18 protein-coding genes are annotated in these 15,613 nt (G+C 69.8%); 4 read left to right on the top strand and 14 right to left on the bottom strand.

All coding sequences use genetic code 11. The features are described 5' to 3' along the window. Positions 1-126: 126 nt before the first annotated feature. Genes rplT through infC form a run of 3 tightly spaced genes read right to left on the bottom strand, consistent with a single transcriptional unit; the run spans position 127 to position 1,432 of the window. The gene (gene rplT, locus FK219_RS12475) at positions 127-516 is read right to left on the bottom strand and encodes a 50S ribosomal protein L20 (protein WP_152582746.1); all 390 of its coding nucleotides are present in this window, start codon (positions 514-516) and stop codon (positions 127-129) included. A 30-nt stretch (positions 517-546) separates the two neighbouring features. After that, a complete protein-coding gene (rpmI, locus tag FK219_RS12480) occupies positions 547-747 on the bottom strand; it encodes a 50S ribosomal protein L35 (RefSeq protein WP_100822555.1) in 201 nt (66 codons plus the stop codon). A gap of 40 nt (positions 748-787) precedes the next feature. Then, on the bottom strand, positions 788-1,432 hold the full coding sequence (infC, locus tag FK219_RS12485) for a translation initiation factor IF-3 (RefSeq protein ID WP_152582747.1): 645 nt from the start codon (positions 1,430-1,432) through the stop codon (positions 788-790). A 292-nt stretch (positions 1,433-1,724) separates the two neighbouring features. On the opposite strand from infC, the gene FK219_RS12490 reads away from it, so the two are divergent. Continuing rightward, on the top strand, positions 1,725-2,087 hold the full coding sequence (locus FK219_RS12490) for a DUF1844 domain-containing protein (RefSeq protein ID WP_179872066.1): 363 nt from the start codon (positions 1,725-1,727) through the stop codon (positions 2,085-2,087). A 43-nt stretch (positions 2,088-2,130) separates the two neighbouring features. Here FK219_RS12490 and FK219_RS12495 read toward each other — a convergent pair whose 3' ends face one another. The 6 genes from FK219_RS12495 to FK219_RS12520 all read right to left on the bottom strand — a co-directional run bounded on the left by FK219_RS12495 (position 2,131) and on the right by FK219_RS12520 (position 6,545). Continuing rightward, entirely contained in the window at positions 2,131-2,895 is a 765-nt protein-coding gene (locus FK219_RS12495) for an SseB family protein (RefSeq protein WP_152582748.1), read from the bottom strand. Between the two features lie 13 nt (positions 2,896-2,908). Continuing rightward, positions 2,909-3,658 (bottom strand): bifunctional 1-(5-phosphoribosyl)-5-((5-phosphoribosylamino)methylideneamino)imidazole-4-carboxamide isomerase/phosphoribosylanthranilate isomerase PriA, encoded by a 750-nt coding sequence (priA, locus tag FK219_RS12500; protein WP_152582749.1) that lies wholly within the window; start codon positions 3,656-3,658, stop codon positions 2,909-2,911. Between the two features lie 131 nt (positions 3,659-3,789). Further along, positions 3,790-4,425 carry an imidazole glycerol phosphate synthase subunit HisH gene (gene hisH / locus FK219_RS12505; protein ID WP_152582750.1) on the bottom strand — a complete coding sequence of 212 codons (636 nt, stop codon included), beginning with the start codon at positions 4,423-4,425 and terminating at the stop codon, positions 3,790-3,792. Positions 4,426-4,427: 2 nt separating this feature from the next. Then, positions 4,428-5,009: an imidazoleglycerol-phosphate dehydratase HisB gene (gene hisB, locus FK219_RS12510; RefSeq protein ID WP_168212708.1), complete on the bottom strand. Its 582-nt coding sequence runs from the start codon at positions 5,007-5,009 to the stop codon at positions 4,428-4,430. A gap of 44 nt (positions 5,010-5,053) precedes the next feature. Then, on the bottom strand, positions 5,054-6,130 hold the full coding sequence (locus FK219_RS12515) for a histidinol-phosphate transaminase (RefSeq protein WP_152582752.1): 1,077 nt from the start codon (positions 6,128-6,130) through the stop codon (positions 5,054-5,056). A gap of 49 nt (positions 6,131-6,179) precedes the next feature. Continuing rightward, positions 6,180-6,545 carry a LysM peptidoglycan-binding domain-containing protein gene (locus FK219_RS12520; RefSeq protein WP_152582753.1) on the bottom strand — a complete coding sequence of 122 codons (366 nt, stop codon included), beginning with the start codon at positions 6,543-6,545 and terminating at the stop codon, positions 6,180-6,182. Between the two features lie 338 nt (positions 6,546-6,883). On the opposite strand from FK219_RS12520, the gene lexA reads away from it, so the two are divergent. Continuing rightward, entirely contained in the window at positions 6,884-7,594 is a 711-nt protein-coding gene (gene lexA / locus FK219_RS12525) for a transcriptional repressor LexA (protein WP_152582754.1), read from the top strand. Here the strand turns inward: lexA and hflX are convergent. Beyond that, entirely contained in the window at positions 7,591-9,171 is a 1,581-nt protein-coding gene (gene hflX / locus FK219_RS12530; protein WP_152582755.1) for a GTPase HflX, read from the bottom strand. The two genes, lexA and hflX, sit on opposite strands and share 4 nt — an antisense overlap. Before the next feature lie 43 nt (positions 9,172-9,214). Here hflX and FK219_RS12535 point away from each other — a divergent pair, with 43 nt between their 5' ends. Continuing rightward, positions 9,215-9,838 (top strand): class I SAM-dependent methyltransferase, encoded by a 624-nt coding sequence (locus FK219_RS12535; protein ID WP_152582756.1) that lies wholly within the window; start codon positions 9,215-9,217, stop codon positions 9,836-9,838. A 28-nt stretch (positions 9,839-9,866) separates the two neighbouring features. Here FK219_RS12535 and dapF read toward each other — a convergent pair whose 3' ends face one another. Genes dapF through miaB form a run of 3 tightly spaced genes read right to left on the bottom strand, consistent with a single transcriptional unit; the run spans position 9,867 to position 13,206 of the window. Then, positions 9,867-10,745, bottom strand: a complete 879-nt coding sequence (gene dapF / locus FK219_RS12540; protein ID WP_152582757.1) for a diaminopimelate epimerase — start codon at positions 10,743-10,745, stop codon at positions 9,867-9,869. After that, on the bottom strand, positions 10,742-11,707 hold the full coding sequence (gene miaA, locus FK219_RS12545) for a tRNA (adenosine(37)-N6)-dimethylallyltransferase MiaA (RefSeq protein WP_152582758.1): 966 nt from the start codon (positions 11,705-11,707) through the stop codon (positions 10,742-10,744). The genes dapF and miaA overlap by 4 nt, the downstream gene beginning before the upstream one ends. Further along, complete coding sequence (miaB, locus tag FK219_RS12550) at positions 11,704-13,206, bottom strand: tRNA (N6-isopentenyl adenosine(37)-C2)-methylthiotransferase MiaB (protein ID WP_152582759.1); 1,503 nt, start codon at positions 13,204-13,206, stop codon at positions 11,704-11,706. The genes miaA and miaB overlap by 4 nt, the downstream gene beginning before the upstream one ends. A gap of 218 nt (positions 13,207-13,424) precedes the next feature. Between miaB and FK219_RS12555 the strand changes: the two genes are divergently transcribed. After that, a protein-coding gene (locus FK219_RS12555; RefSeq protein ID WP_152582760.1) for an IS3 family transposase occupies positions 13,425-14,662 on the top strand; the annotation gives its coding sequence in 2 pieces (ribosomal slippage) (positions 13,425-13,710 and positions 13,710-14,662; 1,239 coding nt in all). 488 nt (positions 14,663-15,150) lie between these two features. On the opposite strand, the gene FK219_RS12560 is transcribed toward FK219_RS12555, so the two are convergent. After that, positions 15,151-15,613, bottom strand: a 463-nt coding sequence (locus FK219_RS12560; RefSeq protein WP_210416828.1) for an RHS repeat-associated core domain-containing protein, incomplete at its 5' end; no start/stop codon positions are given.

Consider the following 15,613-nt stretch of genomic DNA (forward strand, 5'->3'; position numbering starts at 1 on the left):
GTGAATCTGGCTTCAACACCCCCATTCTCCCCGGTCAGAAGGACATTTCGCTGCTCCCACACCCACGCGAAAGCGGACCCGCTCGGTGGATCAGGGCTCAGGCCGCGGGGCACACGTACCTGACGCTCAGGCCGCGGGGCTCTTCGGCGCCGAGGTGTCGGCGGGCAGAGCCTGACGCGCGGTCTCGACGAGCGAGGCGAACGCGGTGGGCTCGTTGACCGCGAGCTCGGCGAGCATGCGGCGGTCGACCTCGACCCCGGCGAGGCCGAGACCCTGGATGAGGCGGTTGTACGTCATGCCGTTCTGGCGGGCAGCGGCGTTGATGCGCTGGATCCAGAGACGACGGAACTCGCCCTTCTTGGCGCGACGGTCGCGGTATGCGTAGACGAGGGAGTGGGTGACCTGCTCCTTCGCCTTGCGGTACAGGCGCGACCGCTGACCGCGGTAGCCCTCGGCGCGCTCAAGGATGACCCGACGCTTCTTGTGGGCGTTGACAGCCCGCTTGACTCTTGCCATTTCTTCAATCCTTCGGTTTCGTCTCGGGTCTTACTTCTTCTTGCCGATGAGCTTCTTGATGACCTTCGCGTCGGCCGGGGCGAGGACGACCTCGCGGTTGAGGCGCCGCGTCACCTCGCTCGACTTCTTCTCCAGGTTGTGGCGCATGCCGGCGCCCTGCTTCATGACCTTGCCGGAGCCGGTCAGCTTGAAGCGCTTCTTGGCACCGGAGTGCGTCTTCTGCTTGGGCATGGTGATTCCTCTTCTCGTGGTGCGCAGCGCGGTGCTGCGCTCAATCTGTCGTGCTGGTCGTGGGGTCTGCGGCGGCGGACTTCTCCTGGGCCGCTGCCTTGGCCGGGGCCTTGGCGGCCGTGGCCTCCGCCTTGCGGGCGGCGCGGGACGCGTTGGCCTCGGCCTTGGCGTCCGACTTGTTCCTGAGCGGGCCGATGATCATGACCATGTTGCGTCCGTCGATCGTGGGGGTGTTCTCCACGACGCCGTACTCGGCGACGTCCTCGGCGAAGCGCTGCAGCAGGCGCACGCCCTGCTCGGGGCGGGACTGCTCACGGCCGCGGAACAGGATCATGGCCTTGACCTTGTCGCCGGCCTTGAGGAAGCCCTCGGCGCGCTTGCGCTTCGTCTCGTAGTCGTGCGAGTCGATCTTGAGGCGGAAGCGAACCTCCTTGAGGATCGTGTTCGCCTGGTTGCGACGCGCTTCCTTCGCCTTCTGAGCGGCCTCGTACTTGAACTTGCCGTAGTCCATGATCTTGACGACGGGCGGCTTCGAGTTGGGCGCGACCTCGACGAGGTCGAGGTCGGCCTCCTGCGCCAAGCGCAAGGCCACCTCCATCTTGACGACGCCAACCTGCTCGCCTCCCGGCCCGACGAGTCGGACCTCGGGGACGCGGATGCGGTCATTCGTTCTCGGTTCGCTGATGCGATTCTCCTCTTCGTGACAATGGGTGGCGACCGGCGGGCGCCTGGCCCGGCCGTTCCGAGAGAGGAGAGCTTCCGTGGTGCACAGCCACTACCACCCACGGTCCTCGCGCGGCCTTGCTGATGCCGTCGAGCGGGGTGATGCAACCCGGTAACCTAATGAAGCGGTCAAGCGCGGGTGGGAGATTCTCCACTTTCGTACCGGGGTTCAGGCCCCGGAGCCCGCATCAGACTACCAGCACCCCGCCCCGTTCGTCACCGTCCGGGTGCGCGGGGTCGTTTCGAGAGGTTCCATGAGCGACTCATCCCCCCTGCCTGTTGACCCGACCGTGATGGCCGATCCGTCGCGCGACATCGCCGACGTTCCCGCCGTCGAGATCATCAACACGGTCAGCGTGCACCTCCTGAGCGCCGCAGCCGTCAAGTGCGGGCTCTCCGAGAACGGCGAGGCCGAGCGCGACCTCGCGGAGGCCCGCAAACTGATCACCGCCCTGGCCGGCCTCATCACGGCCGCGGCTCCCGAGCTCGGCGACCACCACGCGCGCGTACTGCGCGACGGCCTGCGCTCGGTGCAGCTCGCCTTCCGCGAGGCCTCGCCGTTCCCCGACGCTCCCGGGCAGGGGCCGGGCGAGAAGTACACGGGCGCCGTCAGCTAGCACGGCCTCTCAGCGCGCACCGCTTCTCAGCGCGTGCCGTTCCTCAGCGGGGTGCGGCGATCGGCTGCACCGAGAGCGAGTCGATGCGCTCGGCGGCGGTCGCATCCGCCGCCCAGGCCGCGCTGAGCTCGCCCACGATGTCGCGCAGGCGCTCGGGGGCGAGCCCCGGCTCGATCGCGAGGCGCACGATGACCTCCGGCTCGACACCGTGGCCGAGCGGGTCACCGGCGATGAGGCTCGCGGCCCACACCTCGGGGTGCGCTTCTGCCGGGCGGGCGATCGCCTCGAGCACGGCGTCGTCCTCGACGGCGGGCACCCACGGCGTCTGCTGCGCGATCGCCCACACGGCGGGGCGCGGCAGCACGAGCTCGGTCTCGCCGCGGGCGTCGATGACGATGCGATCGGTGTTCTCGGAGGCGGCGGCGAGGGCGACGCGCACCGCGTCGGCCGGCACCGGCCGGGCATCCGGTCGCCAGTGGGTCATGGCGGCGACCGAGGAGAACACGGGCAGGATCGCGCGGCCGTCTGGCCCGCTCACGGTGATGATCGAGAGCTCTTGAGACTTGTCGAGCGTCTGGCCGGTCTCACTGAGCCCGGTCTCCCCCGCCACGGCGACGAGCGGAATGAGGAATCGGCACTCGCGCACGACGTCGACGACCTCGCGCAGGCTCGCGCGGCCCTCGCGCAGGTCGGCGACGATCGCGAGGAACTGCGGCGGCGCCGTGCCGTCATCCAGCGCGTTCGGGTTCGGCTCGAAGTGCCGCCCCTCCCAGGGCTGGCCGGCCGAATCGTGCTGCGAGGGCGACACGGGATGCTCGGCTCTAGCGACCCGCGACGTCGAGTGCTTCGGGCAGGGTGAACGCGCCCGCGTACAAGGCCTTGCCCACGATCGTGCCCTCGAGGCCGAGCGGCACGAGCTCGCGCAGCGCGGCGATGTCGTCGAGGCTCGAGACGCCGCCCGAGGCGATGACGGGTCGGTGGGTGTGCTCCATGACGGAGCGCAGCAGGTCGAGGTTCGGGCCCTTGAGCGTGCCGTCCTTCGTCACGTCGGTGACGACGTAACGGGCGCAGCCGGCGAGCTCGAGGCGCTCGAGCACGGCCCACAGGTCGCCGCCCTCCTCCGTCCAGCCGCGCGCCGCGAGCGTCGTGCCGCGCACGTCGAGGCCGACCGCGATGGCCTCGCCGTACTCGGCGATGACGTGCGCCGCCCACTCGGGGTTCTCGAGAGCCGCGGTGCCGAGGTTGATGCGCTTCGCGCCCGTTGCGAGGGCCGCCTCGAGGCTCGCGTCGTCGCGGATGCCGCCGGAGAGCTCGATGTTGACGCGCTTGGGCGTGGTCTTGACGACCTTCTTGATGATCGCGCGGTTGTTGCCGCGACCGAAGGCCGCGTCGAGGTCGACGAGGTGGATCCACTCCGCACCCTGGTCGGCCCACTCGTGCGCGGCGTCGATCGGGTCGCCGTAGTTCGTCTCGGTGCCCGCCTCACCCTGGGTGAGCCGCACCGCCTTGCCTCCGGAGACGTCCACCGCGGGCAGCAGCGTCAGGGCAGGGACGGTGGAGAACTCGCTCATGGATCACTCTCGGTTCGAATCGACGGTCGCGGGGCTGGGCGCTCGGAGTGCCGGCACGCGATGATCGTGCGCAGACACAAACACCACATCGTACTCCGCACGACGAGCCCCGCAGGACAGCCCCGTGCGGTCTACAGCGTGCGCAGCCAGTTGCCCAGGAGCGCGAGGCCCGCGCTGCCCGACTTCTCGGGGTGGAACTGCGTCGAGGTGAGCGGGCCGTTCTCGACCGCCGCCACGAAGCGCTCGCCGTGCTCGCTCCACGTCACGCGCGGCGCACGAATCTTCGGATTCGTGACCTCGAGGCTCCAGTCGTGGGCCGCATAGGAGTGCACGAAGTAGAAGCGCTCGTCGTGGAGGCCCTCGAAGAGGGCCGAGTCCTCGGGCGCCTGCACGGTGTTCCAGCCCATGTGGGGCACCCGCGGCGCCTGCAGCGCCGTGACCGTGCCCGGCCACTCGCCGAGGCCCTCGCACACGTCGCCGTGCTCCTCGCCGCGCTCGAACATGATCTGCTGGCCGACGCAGATGCCCATGACCGCGCGGCCCCCCGCGAGGCGCCGATCGACCAGTTCGTCGCCGCGGACCGCGCGCAGGGCATCCATGACCGCACGGAAGGCGCCCACGCCGGGCACCAGGAGGCCGTCGGCGGCCATGACGCGCGCTCGGTCGGCCGTGAGCTCGACGCGCGCGCCGGCGGCCTCGACGGCCTTGACCGCCGAGTGCACGTTGCCCGAGCCGTAGTCGAGCACGACCACGAGAGGGGAGGTCACGGCTAGAGCGCTCCCTTGGTGGAGGGCACGCCGCTCACGCGGTCGTCGCGCTGCACCGCCTGGCGCAGCGCGCGCGCGAAGGCCTTGAACTCGGCCTCGGCGATGTGGTGCGGGTCACGACCGGCGAGCACCGTGAGGTGCACCGTGAGGCCCGCGTGCATCGTGATCGCCTCGAAGACGTGGCGCACCATGGAGCCCGTGAAGTGGCCGCCGATGAGGTGGTGCTCGAAGCCTGCCGGCTCGCCCGAGTGCACGAGGTAGGGGCGACCGCTCACGTCGACGACGGCCTGCGCGAGCGCCTCGTCGAGCGGCACGAGGGCGTCGCCGAAGCGCGCGATGCCGGCCTTGTCGCCGAGCGCCTGGCCGATCGCCCTGCCGAGCACGATGCCCGTGTCCTCCACCGTGTGGTGCACGTCGATGTCGGTGTCGCCGTGGGCGGTCACGTCGAGATCGAGGAGGGAGTGCTTGGCGAGAGCCGTGAGCATGTGGTCGAAGAAGGGCACGGTCGTCGAGATCGACGAGCGGCCGGTGCCGTCGAGGTCGACGCGCAGCTCGATGCTCGACTCGCTCGTCTCGCGCCGCAGCTCGGCGACGCGCGAGGGGCGCGCGGAGGTGGTGCCTGAAGTACTCACCGGTTCATCCTACCGAGCACCTCGAGGAACTCGGTCGTCTCCTCGGGCGTGCCCGCCGTCACCCGGAGGTGGCCCGGGAGCCCGATATCGCGGATGAGGATGTCGTGCTCGAGCAGGTACTGGAACGTCGCCTGCGGGTCGTCGACTCCCCCGAACAGCACGAAGTTCGCGCCGCTCGCATGCGGCGCGTAGCCGAGCGCGGCGAGCTCGACGACTAGCCGGTCGCGCTGGGCCCGGATCGCGTCCACGGTCTCGAGCATGAGCGGTGCGTGCTGCAGTGCGGCAACCGCGGCCGCCTGCGTGAGCGCGGAGAGGTGGTACGGCAGGCGGACGAGGCGCAGAGCATCCACGACCGCGGGGTCGGCCGCGAGGTAGCCCAGCCGGGCGCCCGCGAACGCGAACGCCTTGCTCATGGTGCGGGAGACGACGAGGCGCGGGCGGCCCGGCAGCAGGCTCAGCGCGCTCGGCTCGCCCTCGGGCAGGAATTCCGCGTAGGCCTCGTCGACGATCACGATGCCGCGCGCCACGGCGCAGACCGCCTCGATCGTGTCGAGGCCGATGGGCGTGCCCGTCGGGTTGTTGGGGGTGCAGAGGAAGACGATGTCGGGGTCGAGCCGCTCGACGGCCGCGACGGCGGTGGCGGGGCTCAGGCGGAACTCGTCGTCGCGCTCCGCCGTGACCCACTCGGTGCCCGTGCTCGACGCGATGATCGAGTGCATCGAGTAGGTGGGCGGGAAGCCGAGCACGCGGCGACCCGGGCCGCCGAAGGCCTGCAGCAGCTGCTGGATGACCTCGTTGGAGCCGTTCGCGGCCCACACCTGCTCGCGCTCGACACCCTCGCCCAGATAGGTGGCGAGGTGCTCGCGCAGCGTCGTGAACTCGCGGTCGGGGTACCGGTTGACGGTGCGCAGCGCGTGCTCGACCGCGGCGGTCACGTGCGCGACGACGACCTCGGGAATCGGGTGCGTGTTCTCGTTGACGTTGAGAGCGATGCGCACGGGCTTCTGCGGGGCTCCGTAGGGGGACTGCCCGCGCAGGTCGTCGCGGATCGGAAGGTCGTCGAGGCTCGTCACTCGCCCATCGTAGACGGGCGTGAGCGGGGCTCGGCCCGCGGTGGGAGCCTCAGCCCGCGTAGCGCTCGGGAACGATGAGCACCTGGCCGGGCTGGACGCTCGCGGTGTCGAGGCCGTTGATCGCGAGGATGTCGGCGACGACGTCGGCGGGGTTCGCCTCGGGGGCGAGAGTGCCGGCGAGGGACCAGAGCGACTGGCCCCCCTGGACCGTCACTGTCGACGACTGCTCGAGCCCCGAGGTCGCCGTCGCTCCCCCACCGTTGAGGGCGAGCATGACGAGCGCGATGACGAGGGGCAGCGAGACGAGCACGGCGATGACCGCCCGTCCGCGGCGAGTGAGCCGCAGACGGGTGCGCGCAACCGGGAGCGCAAAGCCACCGTCGTAGGTGCCGGTGCCGTAGGTGATGGAGCTCATCGCGGTTCTCCTTCTGACAAGTGGGCCTGGCTGACAACTGGGCCTGGTGGGGGGTGCAGGTGCCCCGGCAGCGGGGGAGCTGCCGGGGCAGGTACCCGATCTCGGCCGGGAGACGCGGGTACGAACCTGTGTTCCGAACATACCTTCGATCGAACACACTTTCAAGCCCCCGGCCCCTTTTTCTCCATGAATCGGGCGACACACTCGAACAGATGTTTGAGTTGCGCCCCACTCGTGGATAGAGTTTCGAGGGTTCGAGTGCAGTCAACGGCAGACCACCGACATTGGTCACACCGGCAGTGACGGCGGGCACTCGACACGACACGAGGGAGAACCCCATGGCCGACGAGACCGTCGACATCAGCACGGCACCGAGCGCCGCCGCGCCCGGCACGCGCCGCCGCACGACGCTGAGCGACAAGCAGCGCGCCATCCTCGGGTTCATCCAGTCCTCGGTCGCGAGCCGGGGCTACCCGCCGAGCATGCGCGAGATCGGCGAGGCCGTCGGGCTCTCCTCGCTCTCGAGCGTCGCCCACCAGCTCGGTCAGCTCGAGCTCAGCGGCTACCTGCGCCGCGACCCGAACCGGCCGCGCGCCCTCGAAGTGCTCATCGACCTCGAGCCCGACACGACCATCACGATCGACACCCCGGTCTCCACGAGCCCCTCCGTCGGCGACGCCGCCATGGTGCCCCTCGTCGGGCGCATCGCCGCGGGCATCCCGATCACCGCCGATCAGATGGTGGAGGAGGTCGTGCCGCTCCCCCGCCAGCTCGTCGGCAAGGGCGAGCTCTTCATGCTCACCGTCGTCGGCGACTCCATGATCGACGCCGCCATCTGCGACGGCGACTGGGTCGTCGTGCGCCAGCAGAACACCGCCGAGAACGGTGAGATCGTCGCAGCGATGCTCGACAACGAGGCGACCGTGAAGGTCTTCAAGCAGCGCGACGGCCACACCTGGCTGCTGCCCCGCAACTCGGCCTTCGAGCCGATCCTCGGCGACCACGCGACGATCCTCGGCAAGGTCGTCAGCGTCATGCGGAAGGTCTAGCGGGCTCCCGCCGTCGCGGTCGGTGCCGCGGTCGTCGTGAACGGCTCGAGCTGCGCCGCCAGACCCGAGTTCACGAGGGCGTGCACGCGCGTGCCCTCCTCCTCGTAGGAAGTCTCGAGCACGCGGCCGCGCTCGTGCACGAGCGAGACGAGGTCGCCGCGGTCGTACGGCACGACCGCGGTCACCTCGACCTCGGGGTCGGGCAGGGTCTCGGCAATGCGCGCGCGCAGCTCGTCGACCCCCTCGCCCGTCTTGGCGGAGACGAAGACCGCGCCGGGCACGAGCCCGCGCAGCAGGAGGCGGGCGTCGTCGTCCAGGAGGTCGCTCTTGTTGATCGCGACGATCTCGGGAAGATGGCGCGCATCCACCTCACCGATGACGTCCCGCACTGTCGCGAGCTGCGCAGCGGGGTCGGGGTGGGCGCCGTCGATGACGTGCACGATGACGTCGCTGTCGGCGACCTCCTCGAGCGTCGAGCGGAAGGCCTCGACAAGCTGGTGCGGCAGGTTGCGCACGAAGCCGACCGTGTCGGCGAGCGTGTAGGGGCGGCCCTCGGGCGTCGTCGTCTTGCGCACGGTCGGGTCGAGGGTGGCGAAGAGCGCGTTCTCGACGAGCACGCCCGCGCGCGTGAGGCGGTTGAGCAAGCTCGACTTGCCGGCGTTCGTGTACCCCGCGATCGCGACGCTCGGCACGGCGAAGCGATCGCGGTTGGCGCGCTTGGCGGCACGGGCGGGCGCGAAGCCCTTGATCTGGCGGCGCAGCTTCGACATGCGGGTGTGGATGCGGCGGCGGTCGAGCTCGATCTTCGTCTCACCCGGGCCACGGCTGCCCATGCCGGCCCCGGCGCCGCCGACCTGGCCACCGGCCTGACGCGACATCGACTCGCCCCAGCCGCGCAAGCGCGGCAGCAGGTACTCGAGCTGGGCGAGCTCGACCTGCGCCTTGCCCTCGCGGCTCTTCGCGTGCTGGCTGAAGATGTCGAGGATGACGGCCGTGCGGTCGATGACCTTGACCTTCACGACGTCTTCGAGCGCGCGCCGCTGGCTCGGAGCGAGCTCGGTGTCGGCGATGACGGTGTCGGCGCCGAGCTCCTTGACGATGAGGCCGAGCTCGGCGGCCTTGCCCTTGCCCAGGTAGGTGCTCGGGTCGGGGTTAGGGCGGCGCTGCAGCAGGCCGTCGAGCACGACGGCGCCCGCGGTCTCGGCGAGGGCCGCGAGCTCGCGCAGCGAGTTCTCGGCCTCGTCGAGGGCGCCCTGCGCGTAGATGCCGATGAGGATGACGTTCTCGAGCCGCAGCTGCCGGTACTCGACCTCGGTGACGTCTTCGAGCTCGGTCGAGAGGCCGCCGACGCGGCGAAGGGCCGCACGATCCTCGCGGTCGAACTGGTCGCCGTCGCGGTCGTGCGCGTAGTCGTTGTCGACCTGCAGGGCGGCGGCACGGCCGCCGTGCAGCGTCACCGAGCGGGCGTGCGAGTCGGCGTTCGCCAGGACGCGCGCCACAGCATCCGCCCCCGCATCGCGCGGCGCGGATGTGTCGCCCGACTCGGAGGCCGGGTTCTGCGGGTCTGTCTCGGTCATCGTCGCTCACTGTACTCGCGTTACTTCGGTAGATTCTGGTGTCATGGCGGCCGATCACTACTTCAGCGATCAGCCGCGCGGCGAACTCGTCCTCTCCCCGCTCAGCGTCACGCTCGCCGACCGCGAGGTCGAGGTGGTCACGGCCGGCGGCGTCTTCAGCCCGCGCGCCCTCGACGCGGGCACGCGCGTGCTGCTGACCTCCGTGCCGCCCCCGCCCACGACGGGCCACGTGCTCGACCTCGGGTGCGGCTGGGGCCCGATCGCTCTGAGCCTCGCGCTGCGCTCCCCCGAGGCGACGGTGTGGGCGGTCGACGTCAACGAGCGCTCCCTCGACCTCACACGCCGAAACGCCGCCCGGCTCGGCCTCTCGAACATCACGGCGGTTCGGCCCGAGCAGGTGCCCGATGACGTGCGCTTCTCGTGTATCTGGTCGAACCCGCCCATCCGCGTGGGCAAGAACGAATTGCACGGGATGCTCGAGCACTGGGTTCCCCGCCTCGACGACGATGCCTCCGCCTGGCTCGTCGTCGCCCGCAACCTCGGGTCAGACTCGCTGCAGCACTGGCTCGAGGAGTCGTTCGGCGCGTGGTCGACCGTCAGCCGTGCCGCGACCCAGAAGGGCTACCGCGTGCTGCGGGTGCGGCGCACAAGCCCTGTCGCCGAGTAGCGGCGCGCGTCCCGCATCGAGCGAGTTTCTAGACCAGGAGCGTGCCGTCGAACACGAGCTCGGCGGGCCCGCTGAGGGCCGCGTGCTCGCCGTCCTCCGCCGCGAAGACGCGCACGCCGAGCACGCCGCCGGGCACCTCGACGCGCCACTCGGTCGGCGCCGAGGGCCCGGCCCAGTGCCGCACCGCGAGCGCCGCCGCGACGGCGCCCGTGCCGCAGGAGAGCGTCTCGCCGCTGCCGCGCTCGTGCACGCGCATGCGGATGCGCCCCACGCCGTCGACGACGAGCGGGTCGGCGGGCACGACGAACTCGACGTTCGCGCCGGCCTCGGGCGCGGGGTCGAGCACGGGCGCTTCGCTCAGGTCGACCGACTCGAGCTCGGCCTCGCTCGCGAGCGCGACGACGACGTGCGGGTTGCCGACGGAGATGCCGAGGCCCGGGCGCGGCACGGGCAGGGCGCGCGCGGTCACGGTCGGCTCGCCACCGTGGAGCGACCAGCGCCCGAGGTCGGCGGCGAAGCCGTCGGCGAGGCGGTGCACGTCGCGCACTCCCGACCGTGTCCCGATCGGCAGGGACTGACCCTCGTCGAGGGTCGCGAGTCCGTTCTCGAGCAGGTAGCGCACGAAGACGCGGATGCCGTTGCCGCACATCTCGGAGGGGCTGCCGTCGGCGTTCGTGTAGTCCATGAACCACTCCGCGTCCGGGTCCTCCGCGAGCGCGGCGGCACCCTCGGGAAGGTTCGCCGACCGCACGGCGCGGATGACGCCGTCGCCGCCGACGCCGCGGTGCCGATCGGCAAGGGCCGCGCGCTCCGCCGCCGTGAGCGGCCGGTCCCCGGCCGGGTCGGAGTACAGCACGAAGTCGTTGCCGGTGCCGTGGCCCTTCGTGAAGCGCAGGAGCGAGGTCATCTCTCCATCGTATCGACGCCGTCGCCTGCACCGTTGCTGTCGTCTGGGCCGTCACCGCCCAGAGCGTGCATCGCCTGGTCGAGCCGGTCGTCGGTCGCCGCATCGATCCAGCGCACGCTCTCGTCGCGGCGGAACCAGCTCACCTGGCGTCGCGCGTAGCGGCGCGTGAGGGCCTGCGTCTCCTCGATGGCCGCGCGCTCGCTGAGCCTGCCCTCAAGCTGGCCGATCGCTTGCGCGTAGCCGATGGCCCGGCTCGCGGTCACCCCGCGCGCGAGGCCCCGCGGCAGCAGGCCGCGCACCTCGTCGAGCAGCCCGGCACGCCACATGCCTTCGACGCGCGCGTCGAGACGCGGTACGAGCGCCGAGCGCTCAAGGTGCAGACCCACCTGCCGGTAGGGGCGCCAGGGGCGCTCCCGTGCGGCGAGCCCAGCGCTGAAGGGCTCGCCGGTGAGGTCGCCGACCTCGAGGGCGCGCACGATGCGGCGGCCGTTGTGCGGCCCGATCGCGTCGGCGGCGACAGGGTCGCGCTGCCGCAGCTGCTCGTGCAGGGCGGCGAGCCCGCGCTCGGCGAGCACCGCCTCCCAGTGCGCGCGGCGCTCGGGGTCGGTGCCCGGAAACCGGAAGTCGGTGAGCACGGCCGCGACGTAGAGGCCCGAGCCGCCCACGAGCAGGGGGGTGGCGCCGCGCTCGGTGATCGCGTCGATCGTGCGCCGGGCATCCTCTTGATAGCGCGCGACGGATGCCTCCTCGGTGACGTCGAGGACGTCGAGGAGGTGGTGCGGGATGCCCTCGCGATCGCTCGGGGGCAGTTTCGCGGTGCCGATGTCCATACCGCGGTAGAGCTGCATGGCGTCGGCGTTGACGATCTCGACCGCGCGCCCGGCGTCGCCCCAGCGCCGCGCGAGCGCGAGGGCGAGCTCGCTCTTGCCCGTGCCGGTCGCGCCGACGACGGCGAGGATCACGAGCGGGCGCGCAGCCCCGGCAGCCCGAGCGAGACCCGGCCGCTCGCCGCGCCCGGTGCCGCGCCGGGTGCGGGCACGGCGCAGGACTCGGCCTGCGCGCGAACCCAGGCGTCGCCCGATCGGGTGCGGCGGATGCGCAGCGGGCCGGGCTCGTCGGCGAGCAGGTGGAAGGGCGCGGCGTGCGTGACCACCGCGGTGACGATGTCGCCGGGCCGGGGCCGCTCGCCCTCCGCAGGTTGGGCGACGTGTACGAGGCGGCCGTCTTCGGCGCGGCCGGTGAGCCGCTCGCTCTCGGCGTCCTTGCGCCCCTCGGTGCTCGAGACGAGCACGTGCACCTCACGGCCGACCTGCCTCTGGTTCTCCTCGAGGCTGATGCGCTCCTGGAGGGCGACGAGGCGCTCGTAGCGCTCCTGCACGACCGCCTTGGGCACCTGGTCGTCCATGGTCGCGGCGGGCGTGCCCGGGCGGATGGAGTACTGGAAGGTGAAGGCGCTCGCGAAGCGGGACTGCTCGACGACGCGGAGGGTCTCGGCGAAGTCCTCCTCCGTCTCGCCGGGGAAGCCGACGATGATGTCGGTCGTGATCGCGGCGTGCGGGATGCGCGTGCGCACCCTCTCGAGGATCCCCAGGAACTTCTCGCTGCGGTAAGAGCGCCGCATGGCCTTGAGGATGCGGTCGGAGCCGGACTGCAGGGGCATGTGCAGCTGGGGCATGACGGCGGGCGTCTCGGCCATGGCGTCGATGACGTCGTCGGTGAAGGCGGCGGGGTGGGGACTCGTGAAGCGCAGCCTCTCGAGGCCGTCGATCTGCCCGGCGGCGCGCAGGAGCTTGCCGAAGGCAAGGCGGTCGCCGAACTCGACGCCGTAGGAGTTGACGTTCTGCCCGAGCAGCGTGACCTCGATGGCGCCATCGTCGACGAGGGCCTGCAGTTCGGCGAGGATGTCGCCGGGTCGGCGATCCTTCTCCTTGCCGCGCAGGGCGGGCACGATGCAGAAGGTGCAGGTGTTGTTGCAGCCGACGGAGATGCTCACCCAGCCGCTGTGGGTGGACTCGCGGCGCGTGGGCAGCGTGGAGGGGAAGGTCTCGAGGGATTCGAGGATCTCGAGCTGCGCCTCGCCGTTGTGCCGGGCCCGTTCGAGGAGGGCGGGAAGGGACCCCATGTTGTGGGTGCCGAAGACGACGTCGACGTAGGGCGCCTTCTCGAGGATGACGCTCTTGTCTTTCTGGGCGAGGCACCCGCCGACGGCGATCTGCATGTCGCCGCCGCGCTCGCGCTTGACGCTCGCGAGCATGCCGAGGTTGCCGTAGAGCTTGTTGTCGGCGTTCTCGCGCACGGCGCACGTGTTGATGACGACGACGTCGGCGTCGCCGTCCTCAGCCCGGACGTAGCCCGCGGCCTCCAGCGAGCCGCTCAGCCGCTCGGAGTCATGCACGTTCATCTGGCAGCCGAACGTGCGCACCTGGTAGGTGCGGGTGCGCTCGAGAACGGGGGTGGACACGCGGCCAGTCTACGACCGCACTGCGCACGGCACCGGCGCCGTGCGACTGCAGGTCGAGGCGATTGCTGCCCGTTCAGGGGGCCCGGCATGGCAGCGGTCGTGAACCGTCGACGATATCCATGCGTCTTACAGGTTGGCCGTCAAGAGAAGGGCGCAGGTGCTGGGCGGTCTGATTCGGCCTGGGTTTAGTGCCGTCCTCTAATCCAGGATGGACCACGATGCCGAAGAAGTTTGAACCAGAGATGAAGTCGCGTGCGCTGCGGATGTTCGCCGAGGCGCTGCCTGACCATCCGAGCAAGACCGAGGCTGCGAAGCACGTCGGCGGGTTGCTCGGGATCAGCCCCGAAACGCTGCGAACCTGGGTCCGCCGCGAGGAGATCGACGCGGGCCTTGCCCCGGGGATCACCTCGGAGGCCGAGATCGAGATTCGACGGCTGAAACGCGAGAACGCCGAGCTGCGCAAGGCCAACGAGATCCTCAAAGCCGCGAGCGTGTTTTTCGCCAAGGAGCTCGACCGCCCCACGACGAGATGATCCTCTTCATCGATCAGATGAGAGATCGCTTCGGGGTCGAGCTCCTCTGCCGCGTGCTGAGGCCGGCAGTGAGTGGGTTTCTGACGGCCCGCGGTTATCGCGCTGCGAAAGCACGAACGCCTTCGGCACGGCATCTGCGCGACGAGCTGCTCGTGCCGGAGGTTTCGCGGCTGCATGCGGAGAACTACGGCGTCTATGGGCGTCGGAAGATGCACGCTCTCATGCGCCGGCAGGGTTGGCAGGTAGGCCGGGACCAAACCGCCAGGCTCATGAAACTCGCTGGAGTTGCAGGCGTCAAGCGCAGCAGGAGAGCTTTCACCACCCGGTCTGATCCGGCGACGGTGAAGCCCGGCGACCTGGTGAACCGGCAGTTCACCGCGCTGGCCCCACGCAGGCTCTGGGTGGCTGACGTGACGTATGTCGCCACGTGGAGCGGGTTCGCCTATGTCGCGTTCGTCACTGACGTGTTCTCCCGCCGCATCGTGGGCTGGCGGGTCGCGTCGACTCTGAAGGCTGACGTGCTGCCGCTGCAAGCGCTCGATATGGCCGCCTGGGATGCCGGCGGGGACCTTGCCGGGCTCGTGCATCACGCCGATCACGGGTCGAACTATCTGGCCGTGGTCTATACGGATCGGATCCTCGAACTTGGAGCGACGCCGTCCACGGGAAGCATCGGCGATAGCTACGACAACGCTCTGGCCGAAGCGGTGAACGGCCTGTTCAAGACCGAACTGATTCGACGACGCGGGCCCTGGCGCACGGTCGAGCAAGTCGAGCTGGCAACCTTGGAATGGGTGTGGTGGTGGAACAACGCTCGCCTCCACGGCGAGCTCGATTACCGAACCCCGATGGAGATCGAGCAGGCCTACTACGCTGACCAAGAATCACCCCTGCCGGCGACCGCCGGACAGGAAACCGGATAGGCACTAAACCCAGGCCGAATCAGCGACCATCGTGCCCAAGTGAACGCCCGACAAGATGACGGCAAACATTCCGTTTACGACCAACAGTGCAGCCAGTGAGACATCTGCGACTGAACTAGAGAGGGTCAAGCTCAGAACCGCGTAGATCGACAGCATAAGGAGTGTCAGGATAAGGAGTGTTGAGACCCGTCTGCGCGTCGAAGCACGGCTCCAAACGCCATTTCCAGGTATCTTCATCTGACGCTCTCGCACTAGCAGTGTCCAAACTCTGAGCAGGGATACCAGAACGGTTCACCGGCTCGTCTACGTTTCCAATACTCGAGTTCAGCATCGGCAAATGCTGGCAATGATCCGCCAGCGAGCGCGGCACCCCAACCCTCCGGGTCTAGCTCGTTGCAAGCTGCGCCTCCTTGACGCATTGACCAGACGCAAGCTCCCACTTGCCCAACAGGCACGGCGAAATCAACCACTACTTGCCCGGCTCTGCGCTAGGTCTCGGCACAATAATGATCGCACTTGAAGGTTTGGCTCTCAAGCAGAACCTGGCGATTGACACATGATCCCGAGTAGGAATTGAGTGCTTCCCCCCATCCGCACTTGGGCCCCGTATTGTTCCAGGCCTTCTTGCCGTTCGGCTGTCCTTTTTTCCAGATCGTCAGGCCAGGGTCTGCGAGCATTCCCTTGTTATTGGTCAACTTCAAGTAAGAATCGACGGAAAACTTGCCGGTCAGGTCGAGCTTGTTCACCGGATCCGTCGGATACACGTACGAGTTGTCAACCCCACCCTCGACCGGGTCCACGCTCAGGAACCTGCCCAACGCCGGCACGAACCCTCGTGCGCCCATTTGCACGATCGCGACCGAGCCCTGGTGTTCGTAGAGCTTCCGATGCGCACCGACGAACGCGTAGTCCGCGTCGCCGTCGGCGTTGTCGATCACCGCGTCATCCGCA

This window comes from Microcella pacifica (genome assembly GCF_009371975.2).
GTDB lineage: Bacteria > Actinomycetota > Actinomycetes > Actinomycetales > Microbacteriaceae > Microcella > Microcella pacifica.

Coding starts and splice junctions, on each gene's coding strand:
- dapF (WP_152582757.1), bottom strand. CDS start 10,745: ATGACCTCGCTCCTGCGCTTCACGAAGGGCCACGGCACCGGCAACGAC.
- FK219_RS12520 (WP_152582753.1), bottom strand. CDS start 6,545: ATGAGCTCCATCACCTACGGCACCGGCACCTACGACGGTGGCTTTGCG.
- hflX (WP_152582755.1), bottom strand. CDS start 9,171: ATGACCGAGACAGACCCGCAGAACCCGGCCTCCGAGTCGGGCGACACA.
- FK219_RS12490 (WP_179872066.1), top strand. CDS start 1,725: ATGAGCGACTCATCCCCCCTGCCTGTTGACCCGACCGTGATGGCCGAT.
- rplT (WP_152582746.1), bottom strand. CDS start 516: ATGGCAAGAGTCAAGCGGGCTGTCAACGCCCACAAGAAGCGTCGGGTC.
- rpmI (WP_100822555.1), bottom strand. CDS start 747: ATGCCCAAGCAGAAGACGCACTCCGGTGCCAAGAAGCGCTTCAAGCTG.
- priA (WP_152582749.1), bottom strand. CDS start 3,658: ATGAGCGAGTTCTCCACCGTCCCTGCCCTGACGCTGCTGCCCGCGGTG.
- FK219_RS12535 (WP_152582756.1), top strand. CDS start 9,215: ATGGCGGCCGATCACTACTTCAGCGATCAGCCGCGCGGCGAACTCGTC.
- lexA (WP_152582754.1), top strand. CDS start 6,884: ATGGCCGACGAGACCGTCGACATCAGCACGGCACCGAGCGCCGCCGCG.